Origin of the sequence: Anaerovirgula multivorans (genome assembly GCF_900188145.1) — a bacterium.
GTDB classification, from domain to species: domain Bacteria; phylum Bacillota; class Clostridia; order Peptostreptococcales; family Natronincolaceae; genus Anaerovirgula; species Anaerovirgula multivorans.
In genome coordinates, this window is record NZ_FZOJ01000010.1 from 69,504 (window position 1) to 90,187 (window position 20,684).

Annotated in this window: 19 protein-coding genes; all 19 read right to left on the minus strand. The window is 37.8% G+C overall.

Going from position 1 to position 20,684, the window contains the following annotated elements:
* Positions 1-3: 3 nt before the first annotated feature.
* Positions 4-1,029: an ABC transporter ATP-binding protein gene (locus tag CHB72_RS11865; protein WP_089283093.1), complete on the minus strand. Its 1,026-nt coding sequence runs from the start codon at positions 1,027-1,029 to the stop codon at positions 4-6.
* A gap of 109 nt (positions 1,030-1,138) precedes the next feature.
* Positions 1,139-1,291, minus strand: coding sequence for a hypothetical protein (locus tag CHB72_RS26540; protein ID WP_176431338.1), 153 nt, complete (start codon positions 1,289-1,291; stop codon positions 1,139-1,141).
* 48 nt (positions 1,292-1,339) lie between these two features.
* Complete coding sequence (spoIIE, locus tag CHB72_RS11870) at positions 1,340-3,733, minus strand: stage II sporulation protein E (RefSeq protein ID WP_089283094.1); 2,394 nt, start codon at positions 3,731-3,733, stop codon at positions 1,340-1,342.
* 471 nt (positions 3,734-4,204) lie between these two features.
* Positions 4,205-5,098, minus strand: coding sequence for a Ppx/GppA phosphatase family protein (locus CHB72_RS11875; RefSeq protein ID WP_089283095.1), 894 nt, complete (start codon positions 5,096-5,098; stop codon positions 4,205-4,207).
* A 63-nt stretch (positions 5,099-5,161) separates the two neighbouring features.
* Positions 5,162-5,578: a S1 RNA-binding domain-containing protein gene (locus CHB72_RS11880; RefSeq protein WP_089283096.1), complete on the minus strand. Its 417-nt coding sequence runs from the start codon at positions 5,576-5,578 to the stop codon at positions 5,162-5,164.
* 117 nt (positions 5,579-5,695) lie between these two features.
* A complete protein-coding gene (locus CHB72_RS11885) occupies positions 5,696-5,989 on the minus strand; it encodes an FtsB family cell division protein (protein WP_176431339.1) in 294 nt (97 codons plus the stop codon).
* A 37-nt stretch (positions 5,990-6,026) separates the two neighbouring features.
* Positions 6,027-6,533 carry a spore cortex biosynthesis protein YabQ gene (gene yabQ / locus CHB72_RS11890; RefSeq protein WP_089283098.1) on the minus strand — a complete coding sequence of 169 codons (507 nt, stop codon included), beginning with the start codon at positions 6,531-6,533 and terminating at the stop codon, positions 6,027-6,029.
* Between the two features lie 300 nt (positions 6,534-6,833).
* A complete protein-coding gene (gene yabP, locus CHB72_RS11895) occupies positions 6,834-7,124 on the minus strand; it encodes a sporulation protein YabP (RefSeq protein WP_089283099.1) in 291 nt (96 codons plus the stop codon).
* Positions 7,125-7,252: 128 nt separating this feature from the next.
* Complete coding sequence (locus tag CHB72_RS11900; RefSeq protein ID WP_089283100.1) at positions 7,253-8,233, minus strand: SpoIID/LytB domain-containing protein; 981 nt, start codon at positions 8,231-8,233, stop codon at positions 7,253-7,255.
* Positions 8,234-8,318: 85 nt separating this feature from the next.
* On the minus strand, positions 8,319-8,561 hold the full coding sequence (locus CHB72_RS11905) for an RNA-binding S4 domain-containing protein (RefSeq protein ID WP_089283101.1): 243 nt from the start codon (positions 8,559-8,561) through the stop codon (positions 8,319-8,321).
* A gap of 27 nt (positions 8,562-8,588) precedes the next feature.
* Positions 8,589-9,956: a sensor histidine kinase gene (locus CHB72_RS11910; protein ID WP_089283102.1), complete on the minus strand. Its 1,368-nt coding sequence runs from the start codon at positions 9,954-9,956 to the stop codon at positions 8,589-8,591.
* Positions 9,953-10,630: a response regulator transcription factor gene (locus CHB72_RS11915; RefSeq protein WP_089283103.1), complete on the minus strand. Its 678-nt coding sequence runs from the start codon at positions 10,628-10,630 to the stop codon at positions 9,953-9,955. The genes CHB72_RS11910 and CHB72_RS11915 overlap by 4 nt, the downstream gene beginning before the upstream one ends.
* A gap of 91 nt (positions 10,631-10,721) precedes the next feature.
* Positions 10,722-11,405 (minus strand): hypothetical protein, encoded by a 684-nt coding sequence (locus tag CHB72_RS11920; protein ID WP_089283104.1) that lies wholly within the window; start codon positions 11,403-11,405, stop codon positions 10,722-10,724.
* 252 nt (positions 11,406-11,657) lie between these two features.
* Complete coding sequence (locus tag CHB72_RS11925) at positions 11,658-11,936, minus strand: HU family DNA-binding protein (protein WP_089283105.1); 279 nt, start codon at positions 11,934-11,936, stop codon at positions 11,658-11,660.
* Positions 11,937-12,029: 93 nt separating this feature from the next.
* Positions 12,030-13,490, minus strand: coding sequence for a bifunctional methyltransferase/pyrophosphohydrolase YabN (gene yabN / locus CHB72_RS11930; protein WP_089283106.1), 1,461 nt, complete (start codon positions 13,488-13,490; stop codon positions 12,030-12,032).
* Between the two features lie 109 nt (positions 13,491-13,599).
* Positions 13,600-15,201, minus strand: coding sequence for a putative polysaccharide biosynthesis protein (locus tag CHB72_RS11935; protein ID WP_089283107.1), 1,602 nt, complete (start codon positions 15,199-15,201; stop codon positions 13,600-13,602).
* A gap of 157 nt (positions 15,202-15,358) precedes the next feature.
* Positions 15,359-15,910, minus strand: a complete 552-nt coding sequence (spoVT, locus tag CHB72_RS11940) for a stage V sporulation protein T (RefSeq protein WP_089283108.1) — start codon at positions 15,908-15,910, stop codon at positions 15,359-15,361.
* A 132-nt stretch (positions 15,911-16,042) separates the two neighbouring features.
* On the minus strand, positions 16,043-17,020 hold the full coding sequence (locus CHB72_RS11945; RefSeq protein ID WP_176431341.1) for a peptidylprolyl isomerase: 978 nt from the start codon (positions 17,018-17,020) through the stop codon (positions 16,043-16,045).
* 29 nt (positions 17,021-17,049) lie between these two features.
* Positions 17,050-20,574, minus strand: a complete 3,525-nt coding sequence (gene mfd, locus CHB72_RS11950) for a transcription-repair coupling factor (RefSeq protein ID WP_089283110.1) — start codon at positions 20,572-20,574, stop codon at positions 17,050-17,052.
* Between the last annotated feature and the right edge of the window lie 110 nt (positions 20,575-20,684).

Genomic DNA, 20,684 nt, shown 5'->3' on the forward strand with positions numbered 1-20,684 from the left:
ATCCTATAGTTTTACTTTCTCTAGATTTCTTTGTCTGTTTCCAGCAACGTCAAATAAATATATATGCTTATAATCAATGTGCAGTTGAATCTCTATATCTTCTGGAAAGACACTGTCTATGGTCTTTACTTTTATGTCTCCCACTTCTGTACGAATGGAGTAGATGGTTTCTGAACCTAATATTTCTCTGGTAAGTATTTTTCCTTTCATAGCTAAGCAATTATCTGCACTTGTGCTGTCCAGCTTTACTTTTTCAGGTCTAAATCCTAGGTAGGTGCTTTCCTCAAAGAATTTTTTACCGGGGATAATGTTCATGGGTGGTGCCCCTATAAATTGAGCTGTAAATATGTTGGCAGGGTCATTATATAGGTCTACTGGATTAGCCATGTGTTGGATGACGCCTTTATCCATCACCACAATAGCATCCCCCATGGACATAGCTTCCACTTGATCATGGGTTACATAGACAAAGGTGGTCCCCAGTTTTTTGTGAAGTTGAATAAGCTCTGTTCTCATTTGATTTCTTAGTTTGGCGTCTAGATTTGATAAAGGTTCATCCATTAAAAATACTTTAGGTCTTTTTACCATCGCCCTTGCTAAGGCTACTCTTTGCCTCTGCCCCCCTGAGAGATTAGAGGGCTTTCGATCTAAGTATTCTGTAAGGCCTACGATATCACATATCTCCTGAATGACACTTTCTCTCTCTTCCTTAGAGATTTTATTGTTTTTTAGACCAAACTCTATGTTCTCCTTCACCGTCATGGTGGGATATAGAGCATAGTTTTGAAATACCATAGCCACTCCTCTTTTTCCCGGATTTACGTGGGTTATTTCTTCTCCGTCTATAAATATTTCTCCATTATTTACCTTTTCCAGCCCTGCTATCATTCTTAAGGTGGTTGACTTGCCACAACCTGAAGGCCCAACCAACACCGTAAAGGAACTATCTTTTATCTCTAAATTTAGATTTTTGATTACTGTAATATTTTCATATTTTTTTGTGATATCCTGTAAATAGATATTTGCCAATTAAACTACCTCCTTTTCTTGTCCCTGTTGGTTATATGGTTTACTGCATCTGTATCATATAGGTTGGATGTTAACTAAATATTAATAGGGTATTATGTTTTGGTTAAATCTAGCTAGGACAAGGGGACAGGTTTCCAGCATAGGTCTTGGCAATCTTCTCCATGAAGGGGCTTATAAAGCTCATTATTTCTTCACTTGTCATGCTGATATATTGAGCATCACCAAATAGAGCAGTAAGTTGTTCCTTCACTAGCTCATCCAAAGAAAAAACCACCACTTTTTTGTGATGGCTTGTATATCCTATCTATTTTTATGCTGCCCACCTGTTTTGTTCTACCCTCCAAATTTTTGTTACCAATACCGTCATATCGTCCTGAGCTTGGTTATTGGTTAGCTTCAAGGCTTCGTTCAGAATTTTGTCTGCTAGATCTTGCGGGTTTCGGGTGTTGAGGGTGGCAAGGTAAGCCGGTAGCCATTGCTCTCCTTCTTCCTTGTTGGCCTCTAGTATACCGTCGGAAACCATAATGATGAAATCTCCGTCCTCTATTTTTTGGACATCTTCGTTAAACTCGATGTCACTTAGTATTCCTATAGGTAGGGTTGAAGAGGTGATGGTTTCTACCGTCGCGTTCTTTCTTTTTATATAACTGGGGGCAGAACCAATTTTTACAAAGTCTACTCTTCCTTTGCACAGATTTAATAGAGCCATATCTAAACTGGAAAAGATCTCTTCTGATGACTTTAGCATCAGGGTAGAGTTAATAGATTTGATGGCCACCTCCTTGTCAAAGCCTGCCTCCATCATTTTTTCCAGCATTGTAATCGTGGCACTGGATTGACGATGCGCTTTATCTCCCGTCCCCATGCCATCGCTAAGGGCTATGAGGTACTGACTATCCTTGATATCCATAAAGCTATACGTATCTCCTGACAATGCGTTTCCTTCCTTCATTACTTTAGCTACTTTCGTAACAGTTGTATATTGATTGGCCTCTACAAGGGTAAAGCTACAGCCTTCTCCCCCTCTTTGGTAGCCACAACCGCTATGTTTTTTCATTAGTCTTACTCCCACTGCCTCTGAAATGACAGGGATAAAACTGTTGATGCAGCTTTCTCTATTGTAACAAGGATTTTTTTCTATGGTTATTTCTAAACTTCCTCCCTCCTGTTGAATCACCATTATCTTTTTCGCTGATAATCCTGCTTTGTCTAATGCAACATACAATTCATTTTCTAGCTCCACATTAAAGGTAGTATCTCCACTTAATTCTTTTGCCATCTGTCCAATAACATCGGAAACTCCTTTAAATTGTTGTCCAACTAACTCCCTTCCTTCAATAAATCGCTGTCTCCAGCTCATATCTAAATAACTAAGCTCATAAAGATGGGTCATTTTTTCCACTACTTTACTTGAATGAATACAGCGTTTTTTTAGCTCCTCTGGCAGATCCTCTACCTGTAGGCTTCCACGGGTTTCTATCAATACCATGAGGTCTGCCATTGCTTGGTAGGTGTTGTAAAAATTCTTTTCCCAACAACTTCTTCTCATGCCACAGCTGTTACAAACATGGTTAGCCATTTCTTGAATAAGATTCGTCAATTCATCCTTTTCAAAGATCTCATATTTGTCAGAGATTTTTTCAAAGGTAGCGGCTAATTCGTTAAAAACACTTGAAAATTCCATGAGTTTTTCGTAGGTTCTTTTTTTCATCCTCTCGCTATGGGTTTCATCTGAATAGAGAATGCTTCTAGGACTGTTGCAGAACTTTTCCATCTGTTGTACCCACGAGGTAGGTAGTAGTAGAAACAATCCAAAGGCTAAAAAGATTTCTCTAAACTGAATAAAAACTTCATAATAGCCATTGATGTAAAAGGTTAATATAGCATTTCCTATCAGAAACCCTAGACCGCTTCCGAACTTCCCCATATCCTTAAAAATTCCTGCTAACAACCCCGAAAATCCAAATATGCCTATAACCACTGGCGGCGTGCCTGCAAAGGACATACTGGTAATAAGTCCTAAGGTGATTCCTACTGATGCTCCCACTGCAGTACCTCCATTGTAGGCAAATAGGATAGTGATTAGAATTGCTAAGCTGTTTCTAAGCGATAAGTTGAAAATATATACTTCATTGATGCCAGAAAGGGCAACAGCCGTAAGGATGGCTACACAAATGATTTCCTCTGTTGACAAAATCCTTCGATTTTTCTTTTCTATAAGAAGGGGTAGGGCATAGGAAGAAATATATAAGGTGACAAAGATCACTACGGCTTCAAAGGCCATCATCATCACGTCGTAGAGATAAAAGGTTTTTAAGCTGGCAAACAGCATGGCGGCTGTGAAATAAGCAAAGCCACTTATGAAGGCAGCCTTCAAGGTTTTCATCTTTCTTAAATCCATTACGTAATGAAATAATAAATAAATAATACCTAGGGTAATACCATAGGGAATGCTGCTATTCATCCCTTGGGCAGAAATAATCCCTAGAAAGGCAGTTAACCCTGTATAGGCATATTTTCTATCCTTATAATTTAAGGCTGCAAAAAATCCTATGCCGAAGGGAGTGAGTCCCTGTAAAATCCCCGCTCTGCCTAATAAGAAACTAAGCATACTTAAAAGAATCAGCTTCTTATTTAAAAAGGTCAGTGCCGACTTTCTTTCTCTATTTAGTTGTACTGGAAATATTGTTGGTTTCTCTGCCATAATTTTATCCCCCCGGTAATTTAAGATTAAGGCTAAAATCTACTACAAGACTTTTAAACCTCAAAATTCTAATCCTCAAGACCTTAATCTAAATATTTTTTCTATAGGGAAATTGTAACAGATGAATAAAGAGAGATTTGTCAAGAATAGGGGGTAAATTTGAAAAACCTTTAGACAATCCTTTATGGGTTTTTGACAAAAAAAATCAAATATATGGTAGGTAATACATATATCATCTACCATATATTGGGTGTAGTCTATCTAGCGTATGATTTTTTGGCGAAGGGTTGGACTTTCTGTGGAATAGTTTTTTGAATAAAAAAATATTATTACAATATATATAGTAGATTGTTGAAAAAAATCAACTATATATAGACTTTTTAAAAGCTTTCAGGTAGCAGAGAACCAAAGGGAAACCGGCAGAACCGTCCCCGTGGCATATGTGTAGAACCGTCCCCGTGGCATATGTGATTACAATTGGTCATACAACAATCCCTCTAGATTATCGTATTCACTGACAGTAATTTTGCCTATATTGAGGTTTTTCATAATCACCAGCAGGATCATTACACCTGCTATAATGATATCAGCTCTTTTAGGATGCAGTCCCTTCAGTTTTTTTCTTTCTTCTATCGTAAGCTGCATCAATTGACTTTTTACTGTTTCGATATTTTCTACTGTTAAGCTGTAGTTGTGTACCTTTTCCATATCGTAGGGTTCTAACTGTTGATGTAGAGCAGCTAAGGTCGTAATGGTGCCTCCTATACCGATTAGCTGTTGCAGCTCTGTTCCATTTAATCGATGAAGGGTATTTTCTATTGTGGTTTTTATTGCCTGACGAAGCTTTGTCTCATTTTCCCCTACCCGTTCTGTCATTCTGACAGCTCCTACATTTTCACTGATGATCTCTTTTAAATTCTCACCACTACCCAAAATGAATTCTGTGCTACCTCCTCCGATATCGATTACCATTGTCTCTAAGGCGGTATCCTTCAAACCCATAAGTACCCCTTTATAACCTATCTCTGCCTCTTTTTTACCGCTTATAATTTCTATTTTTATGCCAGTTTTCTCAAAAGCAGCCTTAACAAATTCTTTACCGTTTTTTGCATCTCTTACGGCACTGGTGGCAATAGCAAAAATAGTTTCTGCTCCATAATTCCTTGCTTTTTTTACAAAGACGTCAAATGCCTCTAGATTTCTTTCCATGCCATCTTGGGTAATGGCTCCTCCTTGGTCCACCGATTGTCCGATGCGGGTGGTATTGATTTCTTTTTCTCTATGTAGAATTCTCATTCCCTCTAGTTCGGCTAAGAGCAGTCTCATAGAATTAGTTCCTATGTCAATGGCAGCATATCTTTTCATCGTCATTCCTCCGCATAAAAAAGCCAGGCATAGTTCCCTGGCGTTTGTTTTATAAGCAATTTATTATATTTTATTTCTAAATCCATTTCCTCTACGACCAGATGTCTTGCTTTTAGACTTTAATACCTGCATTTTTTCTTCACTTTCCTTCATGAATCTGCTAAGCTTATCATCAAAGGTCAATCTTGTAGCATCTTCACCGGTACTCCAATCAACTTCTGCAGGTTTTACGGATTTTTTATTCTGCACAGAAGCTTGTCGGATAGATAAGCTGATTTTGCCATCTTTTCCGATAGATAGTACCTTTACCTTTACTTTTTGTTTGTCTTTTAGATAATCATGAATATTTTTTACATAATCATCTGCAACTTCTGAAATGTGTACTAATCCTGTTTTGCCTTCTCCAAGATCTATAAAGGCACCAAAATTTGTAATGCCAGATACTGTGCCTTCTACAATCTTACCTTCCTCTGCCAGCATAAAATTAATATTCCTCCTTGAGCAATTTACTTGCATATTAATTAAAATAATTGCATTTAAGCATTTATATTATATCAGATTCTATGTAATGTCTCAAGTACAGGAAAGAAAATATTTTCACTGCTCTCCAATATCGATAACCATTATTTCATTAGATCCTATCATTTTCAGCTGTTGTCGTGCAATTTTTTCTATATATTGGTCATCATTGCTAACTTCCAGCTGTTGATTAAGAATATCGATATCCTGTTGTATTTTTTCTATTTCCTGTAAAGAACTCATCTCCTGCTGCTTTAAGTGTTTTAGTTCCTGTTGTTGCTGGTATAAGGTACTCAGTACATAAAAAACTAGGATTAAAAGGATTCCCATCCATATTGTTTTCGATGTGTTTTTCCTTTTTTTCTTTTGCATAGGGCAACCTCCTTGCATAGCCTATGTAGGTGTTTCTCTATTTCTTCTTAAAGTAGCTTGTTAAATTCTTTTTAGTTCTAGTCATCATCCTACTTGGTAATTGTAAATATCTCTTTGTCTTATAGTATATAGGCTTTGTCTTTGTTTTGCAATAGGAATAAGGTAACTCTATTAGACATAATCCTACACGGAAGGGATATATGATGATATGACATAGGTCCATCATAAAGCTTTTAACGATTCTTAGAATAAAAACTATTGCATTGGTGACAACTTCACTTAAAAAGAAGGTATAGGTTGCCGCTCCTATGACGAAGCCTAAGAAGTTATAAAAACGTAGTGCTCCTTGATTGCTCATAATCAGCACATAAAAAGCCACAACGGAAATAACCAGCCAAAAAAGAAAATCCTGTATAACTGTGGCGATCTTTTTGGGATGAAAAGCTCTTCTAAATATTTTATATAGGTCATAAATAAAGCCGATTAATATTCCTCCATAAATGGTGGTCAATAAAATATATGCTTCTTGGGATATAGAAATCATTTTTTCACCACCTAACAATTGATAGTAAAATCCTCTAATGCTTATTGAGATGATTTACTAAGCTTATATTTTTAAAAACAAAATATAGTTTTCATATTTATTATATTCTTCTATAGCTTGTTTGGTGACAGGTGGTTTTCAAATAAATAAAAAAGAAACTGTCAATTTAGTAAATTGACAGTTCCCCTTCGGTGTATTGCTAAGACTCCCGCTCTTCAATCAGTAGACTAAGCACTACATCCTCGAAATAAACTCGGCTACAATTCAGTGGAAAAACCGCCCTCTGAATTAAGTCTCGTTTTACTTAAACATCTTGCCGAAGAATCCTGAGCTTTTTGCCGATAAACTTTCTCTATCACTATAAGTCATAGAATGAACTATCCCGGTGATAGATACGTTGCCGTCTTCTATGTTTAGTTTGTTTACATCTAAATCGTCACCCTTAATGGTAATAACCCCTGCTATGGTCTCTACTATTACCAACTCACTGTTGAAGTTATTCACATGCTCTACGCCGGAAATCGATAATTTTTCTCTGTTTTCTAGAATGACGCTATGACCTCTTAGACGATTGTTTCTTCTCTCCTCCAAAATATCACCCGCCTTTTTACGGCTCTGCCGCAGGTTGAGGTTAAGGTTGACACTCTCCCTCTTAATCTATCTTATTCTAACGAGTTCGTCCATTATAACTAAAAAAACCACCTAAGTGGCTTTTTTGGTTATTCCCAAAGTTTAATGATTTCTATATCCTTAAAGTAATGCTTTACAATTTCTTCAGCACTTCTTCCGTCTTCCGCCATTTGATAAGCTCCCCATTGGCTCATACCAACACCATGGCCATAGCCGGTACCACTGATGGTAACCTGGTCGCCTTCCACTGATATATTCTCTAGCTTTGTAGATTTCATTCTGGTGCTATCTAGAGCTAGTCTAAAGGCTGGTGCCATAACAACTGCTTCTCCTATCTGCAGCTTATAGGCTCTGCCAGAAGGACCCCATTCTGCAACCGTGATACTATCGAAATCTCCTGGCTCCTGTCCTGCACTTTGAACTGCCTCTACGATTTCTGCCTTGGTAAAGGTTTCACTCCAATTTACATCCTCCTCAGGAGCCTCTGGCGAATCGGGAGATTCAATAGAGTGGACATAAGGAGGCTCCTCTTCATCCAGACCTAATCCCTCTACAGCCATAGCGGTTTGTCCTGCTGCATGGGCATGGAACCATGCTTTGATATATTCATTGTTATGTACTGCTACTTGTCCTCTAGTGGCATTTACCGCTTCTACGATCCTCTCATTAACGCCTTCTGCATTCCATGCTTGAGCTTCTTCAATATCGGTGGATACATTGGCTCCCTCGTATTTAGAGCCCTCCATATTATCAACAAATTCCATAACAAAGGTTCTAGCTAAAATCGCCTGTGCCTTTAGGGCCTCCATAGGCCAATCATTTTGCATTTCTCCCGCCAGTACCCCTTGTAGATATTCTTCAAAATCCATTTCTTTATTTTGTTCTTCTTCTACAATATGTACTGTCAGTCTAGGTTCTTTTCCCTCTCCTTGATCAATAGCTTCAGGGATATCAGGGGTTTCTTCTGGTTGCTGCGGTCCCTCTGGCCGCCTAGCTGCTCGACAACCAGCTAAAGATATAATTAGCAGAATCACCAATAATAACATGCCATACTTCTTGAACTTTTTCATAGGAATCCTCCTTGTAAAATTTCTCTATAACTTTCAAGCTATCTGTGTCTATATTATTTGAAATAGAAGGCATTCCTATGCAATTTTAATCAATCAGCCGAAACATTTCCTTTGCTTCGTCTTTTTTTACATGCTCTTGTAGCTGCGTAATTTCCACCTTCAATGGTTTATCACCAAAATGAATTTCCAATTGATCTCCTACTTCTACTTCGGTTCCTGCCTTGGCTACCTTGCCATTTACAAAGACTCTTCCTTTGTCGCAGGCCTCCTTTGCTACAGTTCTTCTTTTTATGATTCTTGATATTTTCATATACTTGTCTAAGCGCATATTTATTTCCCCTTAAAATATTATTGTTTAAATCGGGATTTCCAGATAAAAGGAAACTCCGTCTTCTTGGTTTTCAGCCCAAACCTTGGCTTCGTGGATTGTGGCAATACGATAGACGATTGCTAAACCTAAGCCAAATTCTCCTTTATATCCTTTACCATATTGATGAAAAAGATTCTTCATTGTTGCTTCTTCAATCGGTGGCCCGTCATTCCAGATATGTATCTTTACCAATCCTTGATTATCCTTCTTTTTCTGAGTTAAAGAAATTACTATTTTTTCTTTAGCGTAGCGTATTTGATTATCTAATAGGTTTTCTAAAGCTACCCGCCACTGTTCTATATCGCCTATCACTTCTATCTGTGTCAGCTTCTGATGCCAATCCAGCTCACTTCGCTGCCAGCGCAGCCTTTCCACTACTTCTTTAATTAATTCACCGATGTCAAAGCTTTGATGTTGAGGTTTGTGGGTTTCCATGTAATCCAGCTTTGTTAAATAAAGCAGGTTGCGAATGCGTTTTTCCAAACATTCCGCCTCTTCTTCAATAACCTCTAGCGTATTTGTTAAATCTCCTTTAGGATAAATACCGTCTCGAATCGATTGAACATAACTTCGGATTACCATGACAGGCGTTTTTAATTCATGGGATATATGCTGTAAAAAGGATTGCTGTGCTTCATCTTGACGAAGCAGCTGTTCTCGCAGTTGTTCAATGGATGTTCCCAATTTTCCGATCTCATCCTTACGCTTTAACTGTAGAGGCTCCTGCCAATCTCGATTTGCAATTTTTCCAACCCGTTTTTCCAGCGCTACAAGGGGGCTAGACAGATATTTTGCTAACAATAGGGCAGGAATCCAACTAAACAGAAAAACAACTCCCATAATTAAACCTAGTTTGTTAAAAAGAGTTTGTACTAAATCATCTCGGTAGGTATCCCACATATGGGAAACAAGAATAACTTCATTTCCCCATATTGACACTTTTCGAATAATGTAGAAAATTTTTCTTTCTTCAATCTTAATACTATATCTTTCACTATCCGTCAACTGTTCCTCTGACTGCTGTCCTACGGTTTCAATAAAGGCTGTAGGTAGGCGACCACCCGTGCCAAGTAATTGATTATCATTTACGAGTATCAAGTGGTTCACAGTACGGACATCCTGCATTGGAGGTCTTCTTTCTTGCGAAAATCCCTCCTGCCAATTGTCTCTTGAAAATTCTGTATCATACCGAGTGACAAACAAATTCTGTGCATTTTCAATGGTGGCATAGATTTCAGTAGTAAAAAAGCTTCGTAAAGTTAGGGGAAATAAGATAGATAAAAATAAGGAAATACTCAAGGTAATTACCGCAATCACAAGCCAAATTTGCAAGGATAATGGAAGGTTTTTCATGGTTTCACCATCCGATATCCATAGCCGTACATAGTTTCAATCTGTAGCTCTGGCATCTTTTTTCTTAGACGTCTTACTAGATCATCAACAACTCTATCTGTTCCAAAATAATCTTCACCCCATATGTAATTTAATATTTGATCTCTGGACAATGCCTGTCCTTGATTTTTTACGAAAAATAGCAGAAGATCAAATTCCTTGGAGGTCAGTTCTAAGACTTCCTCCTTCAGCTTGGCGATTCTACTTGTTGGGTTGATCGTATAGGGTGGCAGGGCTATAGTGGATATCTCCCTCTGCTTTGCAATATCTATGTATACCCGTTCCAATAGTTTATGAGCTCGGATTACTAACTCACGGGGTAAAAATGGCTTCGGTAAATAATCCTCACTTCCTAGTTCTAATCCCACAACTCGGTCAATATCCGTGTCACGAGCAGAAATGAAAATTACTGGGATATCAGGCGAAAGGGTTTTAATTTCACGAATCAGTTGATAACCGTCTATATCAGGAAGCATAATATCTAATATCCATAGATGAGGAGCATCCTTTATAGCTTCTCTAGCAGCTTCTCCATTTAAAAAAGAAGTCACCTGCCATCCTTCTTTTTGTAAATAAGAAGTCAATATAGAATTTAGATTGCCATCGTCTTCTACCAAATAAATACGAAAAGACATCATTCCACCCCTCTCATTTTTCATTATACCAAAAAGGACGGGTTTTTACACCACGTCCTTTTTAATATACAATCATCTATAAAAGGAGGTCCTATGCATCTTGTTTTCTTTCTTGAATCCTTTCCATTTTTTCTGTCATTTCTCTATCATCTCTCTTAAATCTACCTAAACCCAGCTTCTCCATTTCTTCTTTGGCTTCTGCTTCTGTTAGTTCTCCATTTTCTACCTTTGCTCTAATGACTTCTATCTGTGCTTTCTTTTCTTCCATTTCTGTCTTCATCTCTTCTGTCATTTCTCTATCATCTCTCTTAAATCTACCTAAACCCAGCTTCTCCATTTCTTCTTTGGCTTCTGCTTCTGTCAGTTCTCCATTTTCTACCTTTGCTCTAATGACTTCTATCTGTGCTTTCTTTTCTTCCATTTCTGTCTTCATCTCTTCTGTCATTTCTCTATCGTCTCTCTTGAATCTACCTAAACCTAGCTTCTCCATTTCTTCTTTGGCTTCTGCTTCTGTTAGTTCTCCATTTTCTACCTTTGCTCTAATGGCTTCTATCTGTGCTTTCTTTTCTTCTATTTCTGCCGTCATCTCTTCTGTCATTTCTCTATTTTTTTGTAACCTACCCTCTGAATCTTTCAGCTTCTCACCAAAGAACGCATATCCTCTACCAAAATTACCTTCATCTTTCGCTATACTTCCTTCACTGTTTGCAAAAGCTACTACAGGTACTAACAATGTTAGTCCTAGTGTTACAGGTATTATTTTTTTCCAATTCATTTTTATCACTCCTCATATATTTTTTGTACCTTCATTTTCTATTTTGGGACAAAAGTACGGAAGAATTATCAAAGAATTGTGTGAAATTGTGTGAAAAGTAACTGACACCAAATCAAAGATTTGGTGTCAGTTACTTTTGAAAAAGTCAAATAATGCAGTAAGAAAGCAGGATTGTCATTCTGAGACTTTTTCAACAACCTGAGTCACTTTTACAGAGTGCAAAATAAAAATCAGGGATAACCCTGATTTTTATTAGTCGTTAATTTTTTCTTTTAAAGTTTTACCAGCTTTGAAAACAGGTGCTTTAGAAGCTGGGATATCAATTACTTGCTCTGGATTTCTTGGATTTCTACCTTGTCTTGGTTTTCTTTCTCTTACGTCGAAAGTACCGAAACCAACTAATTGAACTTTGTCTCCAGTCACTAATGCTTCTTCAACACTCTCCATGAAAGCGTTTAAAGATAATTCAGCGTCCTTTTTTGTTAATTGGCTTTTCTCAGCAATTTTTGCAACTAATTCAGCTTTATTCACTTGAAATACCTCCTTCATATTTTAAAGTACGTATAGCATATTCTCTGTAAAATTGTAAAATCCTTCTTTTTTAAAGAATTTACCAGCATTTTTTTACATTTTTGTCTTAGATTCTTCCCAAAGTAGATCCATTTCCTCTAATGTCATCTCATTTAAGTCTCTTTTTGCCTTAGCCGCCGTTTTTTCTATGTACTGAAATCTATTTATAAATTTATTGCAAGTAGCATTTAAGGCATCTTCTGGGTTTGCTTTAAAAAATCTTGTTAAGTTTACTACTGCAAAGAGTAAGTCTCCTGCTTCTTCTCTGATGTGGGCAGTGTCTTTAGTTGCATAGGCTTCCAGAGCTTCTTGCAGCTCTTCCTTCACCTTATTAACAACATCCTCCAGCTTGTCCCAATCAAACCCTACATCAGCTGCTTTTTTTTGTACTTTTTCTGCCTTTAATAACGCTGGTAGTTCTTTTGGTATCATCTCCATCGAATCTGCTATACTTTTAATGTGTTTCTCCTGTCGCTTTTGCTGCTCCCAGGTTGATACTGCTTCATCAGAAGTTTCTGCCTTTACTCCCTTGAAGACATGAGGATGACGATAAAGCAGCTTTTCGCAAATTCCTTGAATTACCTCTTCAATGCTAAAGGCATTTCTTTCCTTTGCGATTTGGCTATGAAATATTACCTGTAGTAGTAAGTCACCTAATTCTTCCGCTAGTAATAAATCATCTTTTTTATCTATGGCATCCAACACTTCATAGCTTTCTTCTATGAGGTAAGGCTTCAGACTATCATGGGTTTGCTTAATATCCCAAGGACAGCCCTCTTTACTTCTTAATATTTCCATTATTTCCACTAAATTATTCACATTATAGTATTTTTTTTGACGTATGTCAATGCTTGGAATATAAAGACTTGTGAGATAGTCTATCCAGTCCAGCCTATCCAGCATATACAAAGGTACCCTTTCAATCCTTTGTTCCGTTGGAATTCCAGCGTTTTTCACTACAAAAATCTCTTGTTCATCCTCATAATAGTCCATCAGTCTTAATTTTACCTCAGAGGCAATAAAGGGGTCATAAACTTGAGTAATAATGTTTGCGATGGTGGGATCTGGTTTTTGTTTCTCCAGCTGTAGCCCATCTAGAAGCTTAAATCCATCTATAGGATCTATTTCTAAAGCCATGAACATGGCATCGACAAAGCTCATGGCAGGGTACACTGTTTTTTCTATACCTTCTCTTTTACAAGCCTCTAGTAAAAGCTGCACTGTTTGCTCCGCCACATAAGGATGTCCGGGAACAGCATACAGCACATCTTCCTTTTTTGCTGCTTCCACAAGGCTGTCTGCTATTTCTTGATAAACCTGTTGAAAATCTTCTTTTTCCTCGTATACATAATCAAAGGTTTTATAACCTATGCCCTCCTCCTGTAGATAAGCTACAACGGGGTGCTTTTCTGTTCGCAGATAGATTACCTTGTGGTTTTTCATAGCGGTTAAAGTGGCCAGGGTTAGGTGCTCCTTGGCACCTGGTCCAAGACCCACAATGGTGAGGCTAGACATTTTAATCACACTCCATAAATTTAATAAGATATTAGCTATGCAAGCCCCTCTACTATAGATCACAGAATTCTTACATAGCCTTTTCTTAAATGATTTATTCTCAATAGCATTACTTCATCAATTTTATTTTATGAAGTAATTTTAAAATTTTGTCTCCACCGGGGAGAAGTTCAAAATCTGCTCTAATGAGGGTTTCAGTTTTTAATAGCATGATTCCATAGACAGCAGCTCCTATAGCAATGGAGATGACAGTAGCTAGGCTGTTGCCTAGGAATGGGTATAGCTGTCTATAAAAGAGATATACAACGACCCCCATAGTACCTACTGATAACAGAGGCTTGATGACAAATTGCTGAATTTCCATGGTAACCTTGGTTTCTCTTTTTACTGCAAGAAAGTTTAATAGAAAAGCTACAAAGTAAGCAATAACTGTACCGATGGCAGCGCCTATTACATTCAACGCTGGGATCCCCGTCAATACATAGGTAGCTACAAATTTAAAAGCAGCACCGATCATTAGGTTTCTTACAGGTACATCAGGCTTACCTAATCCCTGCAACACCCCTGTCAAAGCTTGTAGTGGTGCTAAAAAGGTTACAGCAAAAGCCAAGAAGAATAGAATTCTTCCTATGCTAGCTGGCTCTTTAGGATAAAGCATAGTCATAATAGGTGTAGATAGTACAGCTAGTCCTACTGAAGCTGGTAAGCCTATTAGTAAAGCAACCCTCAAGGCGGACTTTGCATCTCCTCTTACGGCTTCCCAGTCGTTTCTAGCAGCAGATTCAGAGATTACTGGAACAATACTCATGGCTAGGGCAACCGTCAATACCTGAGGGAGATTTACCAAAGCAGTAGCCATTCCCTGTAGTTGTCCATATAAACTGTTTGCCTGCTCATAGCTAAAACCTGTAGCTTGTAGCCTTCTTAACACAATAAAGGTATCTATCATATTGATTAAAGGCAGTACAGCTGCACCTATAGCTATAGGTACAGCAATTCTTAATAGATTTTTGATAATTTGTTGTGAGGTTTCTTCTTCAAAAGCTGTCACTTGTCCACCCTCTGGAAGAATAAGATTCTTTCTTTTCCTATAGAGGAACATCATCATAGCTAGGGCAAAAGCCCCCCCTGCTGAAGCACCAAAAGATGCACCACCAGCAGCATAGGTTACGTCCATGCTTCTTAATAATAAAATTGCTAAGGATAGTCCAAAAACTACCCTCATTGCCTGCTCCACTACTTGAGAAATAGCAGTAGGAGTCATATCCCGCATTCCTTGAAAATATCCTCTGAAGGAAGCTAAAACCGCAACAAAGAATAGGGCTGGTGCCAATGCCAATACAGCATAATAAGCATTTGGACTTTGAAATACATTATTGACCAAAAAGGAGGTTAACAACGCTAAAACAACCGAGCCCACGGCACCTAATGCTAATAATAGATAGAAGGAGGTCTTAAATACCTTATGAGCCCCATAATAGTCTTCATTTGCTCGTTTTTCCGATACCAGCTTAGAGATGGCGGTGGGAAAACCAGCAGCTGTAAAGGCCAACAGAAAGTTAAATACTGTATAGCCTACTTGATAATACCCCATACCTTCTGATTCAATAATAATACCCAAGGGAATCCTAAAAAAAGCTCCCATTACTTTTACAATCATTCCTGCTGCTCCTAATATAACTGCCCCTTTTAAAAAGGTATCTTTCTTCATCTCTTCATTCCTCCATATCACTTAGGGGGCAAAACATGTCAAACAAAACGTCCCCTTGACCTTGACTTATTGACTTATTATCGTACAGTTATAACGCTTTACATTATAGCAGACTTTTGGTAAAAAAAATAGCCCCGACCTGCGGAGCTTTTTCTTTCTATTGTTCCATTTGTTTGGATAGGAAGGATGCAGCTGTAGAAGCTATCTTTTTCTCAACCTCTCCCATATTTATATCTTTATTTTTGGAGCAAATGATTACTGTTCCGATTGGATCTCCTTGTGTAACGATAGGAGCGATTACCTGGGCTATATACTTCCCATCATCTCCTTCATCAGAGGCAATCGGGATCATTTGTTCACCTTCATTCAATACAACTGTTTCTCTTTCCTCCATCATACGCTCTAATGCTTTACTTACTCTCTTTTCCATATATTCTTTTTTAGAATGTCCTGCTACTGCAATTACTGTATCTCTATCAGTTATTATTGCGATATGACCTAAGGCTTCTTGAAGTGACTCCGCATATTCTGTAGCAAATTCGCTAAGTTCTCCAATAGGGGAGTATTTTTTTAATATGACTTCTCCTTCTCTATCAGTAAATATCTCAAGAGGGTCACCTTCTCTTATTCTAAGGGTTCTTCTTATTTCCTTTGGTATTACCACTCTACCTAAATCGTCAATACGTCTTACTATTCCTGTCGCTTTCAATACCATTCCCTCCTAATTTTAAAGTAAAATTTTAGTGTATTCATAGTATTTTACCAATCTTTGTTTTTTATTCATTGGAAGGACTTTACTTTTACTCATAAAAAAAGCAAGTGCTTTAACACCTGCTTTTATCTATAATTCTTCTTTTTTAACAATTTTTGCCTGTTCCATTAATTCCTCTATATGGTCTTGAAATCCTTCTTCCTTTAAAAATTCCATTAAATTATTTTTTACATCTTCAAAGGTTTCTACTTCGTTAATAGAATCCTCTACTAAAATAATGTGATAACCAAACGTGGTTTCTACAATACCACTCACTTCGCCAGGATTCATTGCAAAAGCAGCTTCTTCAAACTCCGGCAACATTTCTCCTCTACCAAAGTAGTCTAAATCCTCTACGACGATTCCCTCCTCTGGAGTTTCCTTATAGCCTTCCCATAAGGTCATAAAATCATCACGATTGGCTATTTTGCTTAAGATATCCTGCGCCTTCTTTTCTGCATCCTCTGTGCTGGTTCTTACTAAAATATGCTTTGCATTTACTTCTTCTCGAGCAAAGAATTCTGTGTTTTCATCGTAATAAGCCTTAGCGGCTTCCTCTGCGATTTCTAAATCGCTGATATAAAGATCTCTATACTTATTAATCGTAATATCTTTTGTGATTTGTTGTTTTATATAAGCTTCGTCAATATTGTTTTCTTCTGCAAATTGCTTAAAGGCTTCGTTTTCTTCTGTAAACATTACATAAGGACCATAGGATTCTTCTATTTCTTCATCAGTAACTGTAATATCGTTCTTAGCTGCCTCTTGAAGAATGACTTCATCTAAAACTAGCTTTTCTAATATACTCTTTTTAATAGAATCTAAAAGAGTCATGCCTGTCCCCATGTCTTGATTAAATACATCTGGACCTAATTGAGCCTCATAGCTCATTTTTTGTAATGCCAATGTTTTTTCAAACTCTGCTAGTGTTATGTTATTGCCATTCACCGCTGCTACAGCGTCCTGTGATAGTCTTGTAGAACTTGAACAACCAGTGATAAATATTGCCATCATTAACAAAGCAGTTAAGGCTACTATGATTTTCTTACGGTTTCCTCTTATTTTCATCCTCATCACTCCTATTCTGTCTCACTCTATTATATCTGACTTGTAGTTTTTTTTAAACCACTAATTTTTTCTATTATGTCTTTTATATCCATCAGCACCTTATATTGATCTTGGGTTTGAACTTTATAAACAAAATAGGGTTCATCTCCTGCGTGAACAGTGACTTTCCAACGATAACCTTCCATTACCTCAAGAATATTTTCTGGTTTTAATAGCTTCCCATCCTTAAACTGAATACGAATCATGTTTTGCTTTTGTGAAATATATTGTACTCTTAAACTTTTAGCAAGGGCCTTAATATAGGAGATTAACAATAAATTTCTGGCACTTAAAGGGATATCTCCAAAGCGGTCTTCGATTTCCTCTTCAATAGCATATAGATCCTCTTCGTTTCGAATCGAAGCGATTTTTTTATAGATTTCTATTTTATGGCTCTGGTTGGTAATATATTTTTCAGAAATATAGGCGTCCACATTGAGCTCCATCATGGTATCTTCGTATTTTTCTACTACCTGTCCTTTTAGCTCTCCTATGGTTTCCTCCAATAGCTTTACGTATAAATCATACCCTATAGAGGCCATATGTCCATGCTGTTCTCCTCCTAAAAGGTTTCCAGCTCCCCGAATCTCCAAGTCCCTCATAGCAATTTTAAAGCCTGACCCAAATTCTGTGAACTCTTTGATGGCTTTTAATCTTTTCTCTGCCACCTCTGATAGGATCTTGTCTCTTTCATACAGCAGGTAAGCATATCCCTGTCGATTGGATCTTCCTACCCTTCCACGAAGCTGATAAAGCTGGGAAAGCCCTAGTCTATCGGCATCCTGTATGATAATGGTATTAACGTTGGCAATATCCAACCCTGTCTCTATAATGGTGGTACAAACCAATACATCATATTCTCCATGATAGTACTCCAGCATCAATTTTTCTAGCTGTCGTTCACTCATTTGTCCATGGGCTACTGCTATCCTAGCCTGGGGTACTAGAGCAGCTAATCTTGTGGCTACCTGATGAATACTCTGTACTCGATTGTAGACGTAATAAACCTGTCCTCCTCGAGCAATTTCTCTGACGAGGGCGTCAGCAATTAAAGATTCGTTAAAGCCTGCCACGTAGGTTTGTACAGGAAACCGCTCCTCTGGAGGATCTTCTATAATACTCATATCCCGGATACCAATCATGGACATATGAAGAGTTCTAGGAATAGGTGTGGCGGTTAAAGTGAGGACATCTACAGATTTTTTTAGCTGCTTTAAGGCTTCTTTATGCTTTACCCCAAACCGCTGCTCTTCGTCCACCACCAAAAGTCCTAAATCTTTGAAAGCAACATCCTTAGATAAAAGGCGATGGGTTCCTATGAGAATATCAACGTTCCCAGTTCGAATCCCCTCCATCGTATGTTTTTGTTGGGTTGGTGTTCTAAATCTACTTAGCATTTCTACTGTAACAGGAAAGCCGGAAAATCGTTCTTTAAAGTTGTTATAGTGCTGTTGAGCTAAAATGGTGGTGGGTACCAAAATCGCCACCTGCTTTCCATCCATTACTGCCTTGAAGGCTGCTCTAATAGCCACCTCTGTTTTCCCGTAGCCTACGTCCCCACATAATAGTCGGTCCATAGGTCTTTCCTTCTCCATATCTCTTTTTACTTCTTCTATAGATTTTAACTGGTCAGGGGTTTCTTCATAGGGGAATAGATATTCAAACTGCTTTTGCCAATCGGTATCTGGAGAAAAGCTATAGCCTTTACTTTCCTCTCTTTGGGCATAGAGCTTCAGGAGACCTTCTGCCATATCCTCAATGGCTTTTTTCGCCTTTGCCTTAGTTTTAACCCATTCAGTGCCTCCTAGTTTGTTAAGCTTAGGGGACTTGTCATCTGCTCCTATATACTTTTGAATTAAATCCATCTGATCTGTAGGAACGTAAAGATTGTCTTCACCAGAGTAACGTATTTTTAGGTAATCCTTCTTAATTCCCTCTACCTTTAATTCTTCGATCCCTACATATTTGCCAATACCATGACCTTCATGAACCACATAGTCTCCTACCTTTAGGTCAATGAAAGATTTAATGGGGGCAGCATCCTTCCTTTTAGGCTTTTGTTTTTTCTTCTTATGGACCCCATAGATTTCATAATCTGTCATAACCATGTATTTGATATCCATGTATTCAAAGCCCCGATGCAGATTTCCCTGTAAAATCATCACTTGATCCCACTGTAGTCCATTTTGCTCTTTTACTAAGAATTTTACCGGTATTTTTTCTTCCTTAAGGGTTTCCAACAGCTTAAAAGCCTTTTCCTTTGTCGTAGGGAGCAAAAGGATTTTGTAGCCCTTTTCTCGTAGATTTTTCAGTTCCTCTAATAAATAGCTAATCTTCCCTTGAAAGGTCTGTACAGGCCTGGAAATAAAATTAATAATTTCCTTAGCAGGAAAATCTGCGTGATTTCTTGGTAAAAGACTGGAGGTTACTAGTTTGTATCCCTTTAGACTTTTTACTATATCTTCATAGGTAAACAAAAGATGCCCTTGATTCGGCAATACTTCTCCCCGCTCCAAAAGCGTTTTAAAATTTTCACGGAATTCCTCGTGGAACCCTCTTATTTTTTCTTTGCCCCGATCTGGTTCATCAATAATAACAACTGCTTCTGGATGTAAATAGTCTGTTAAGAACGCTGCCTTTTCATAGACATAAGGCAAAAACTGCTGTATTCCCTTAAAGTTTCCAAAAGTTTCTAGCTTTTCTATCACTTCTCTAATCTTACTCTGAAGCTTTTCAGCAGCTGTCGTATCCAGCTTTTTCAATGTAGCCTTCAGTTCTTGAGAGATTTTTGCAATTCTTTCCTCATGGTTTTCTGTCTCTATAATGATTTCTGCTGCTGGATAGATTTTAATTGTTTCAATTTTTTCAATGGATTTTTGGGTGTCTACTTCAAACCATCGAATAGAATCTATTTCATCGTCAAAGAGTTCAACCCGTAAGGGATTATCTTCCGCTGGAGGAAAAATATCGATGATGCCTCCTCGGATACTAAACTGCCCTTTGGTATCTACCCTTTCGGTTCTTTCATAGCCTTGGGTAATAAATGTTTCCATCACCTGTTGAAGATTGATGGATTCTCCTACCTTAAAGGTAAGTTGATATTTTTTATAAATTTCTGGCGGTGTCAGCTTTAGAAGCAATGCCTCTATAGAGGCCACTACTACATAATTATTACCCTCCACCAGCTTATCTAAGGTTTTGATTCTTTCCTCATTGACTTCCTCACTGGTAGCTTCTATATCATAAAATACGATATCTCTTGTGGGAAAAAACAAAACCTTTTCCTTCAAATAAAATTTTAAGTCCTGATAAATTTGTTGTGCTTCTATATCGTTGTAAGTTAAAATACAAACCTGTTGTTTTAGTCCTTCATGGATACCATAGGCAATGTGAGATTTTTGAGAATCATTTAGACCATGTAAGCCTATGGGAGTAATACCATCTCTTAGGGTTTGTATCAGTTGTATATACTGTAGAGAATGTTCCATTGGGGACAATAGTATATTTTTTTCCATTCTTTGCACCTGCTCTTTCAATAAGGGCTTTGCCCGTCATTCAACGATTTCAGTGGGAGATTGAACTCCCGCTGAAAAAATTAAGTGGCACCCGCCGCCTATAGAGGCGG

Coding starts and splice junctions, on each gene's coding strand:
- yabQ (WP_089283098.1), bottom strand. CDS start 6,533: ATGATTTCTATATCCCAAGAAGCATATATTTTATTGACCACCATTTAT.
- CHB72_RS11945 (WP_176431341.1), bottom strand. CDS start 17,020: ATGAAAATAAGAGGAAACCGTAAGAAAATCATAGTAGCCTTAACTGCT.
- CHB72_RS11875 (WP_089283095.1), bottom strand. CDS start 5,098: ATGAAAAGATATGCTGCCATTGACATAGGAACTAATTCTATGAGACTG.
- CHB72_RS11910 (WP_089283102.1), bottom strand. CDS start 9,956: ATGAAAAACCTTCCATTATCCTTGCAAATTTGGCTTGTGATTGCGGTA.
- yabN (WP_089283106.1), bottom strand. CDS start 13,490: ATGTCTAGCCTCACCATTGTGGGTCTTGGACCAGGTGCCAAGGAGCAC.
- mfd (WP_089283110.1), bottom strand. CDS start 20,574: ATGGAAAAAAATATACTATTGTCCCCAATGGAACATTCTCTACAGTAT.
- CHB72_RS11900 (WP_089283100.1), bottom strand. CDS start 8,233: ATGAAAAAGTTCAAGAAGTATGGCATGTTATTATTGGTGATTCTGCTA.
- CHB72_RS11885 (WP_176431339.1), bottom strand. CDS start 5,989: ATGCAAAAGAAAAAAAGGAAAAACACATCGAAAACAATATGGATGGGA.
- CHB72_RS11880 (WP_089283096.1), bottom strand. CDS start 5,578: ATGCTGGCAGAGGAAGGTAAGATTGTAGAAGGCACAGTATCTGGCATT.
- spoIIE (WP_089283094.1), bottom strand. CDS start 3,733: ATGGCAGAGAAACCAACAATATTTCCAGTACAACTAAATAGAGAAAGA.
- CHB72_RS11920 (WP_089283104.1), bottom strand. CDS start 11,405: ATGAATTGGAAAAAAATAATACCTGTAACACTAGGACTAACATTGTTA.
- CHB72_RS11935 (WP_089283107.1), bottom strand. CDS start 15,201: ATGAAGAAAGATACCTTTTTAAAAGGGGCAGTTATATTAGGAGCAGCA.
- CHB72_RS11915 (WP_089283103.1), bottom strand. CDS start 10,630: ATGTCTTTTCGTATTTATTTGGTAGAAGACGATGGCAATCTAAATTCT.
- CHB72_RS11905 (WP_089283101.1), bottom strand. CDS start 8,561: ATGCGCTTAGACAAGTATATGAAAATATCAAGAATCATAAAAAGAAGA.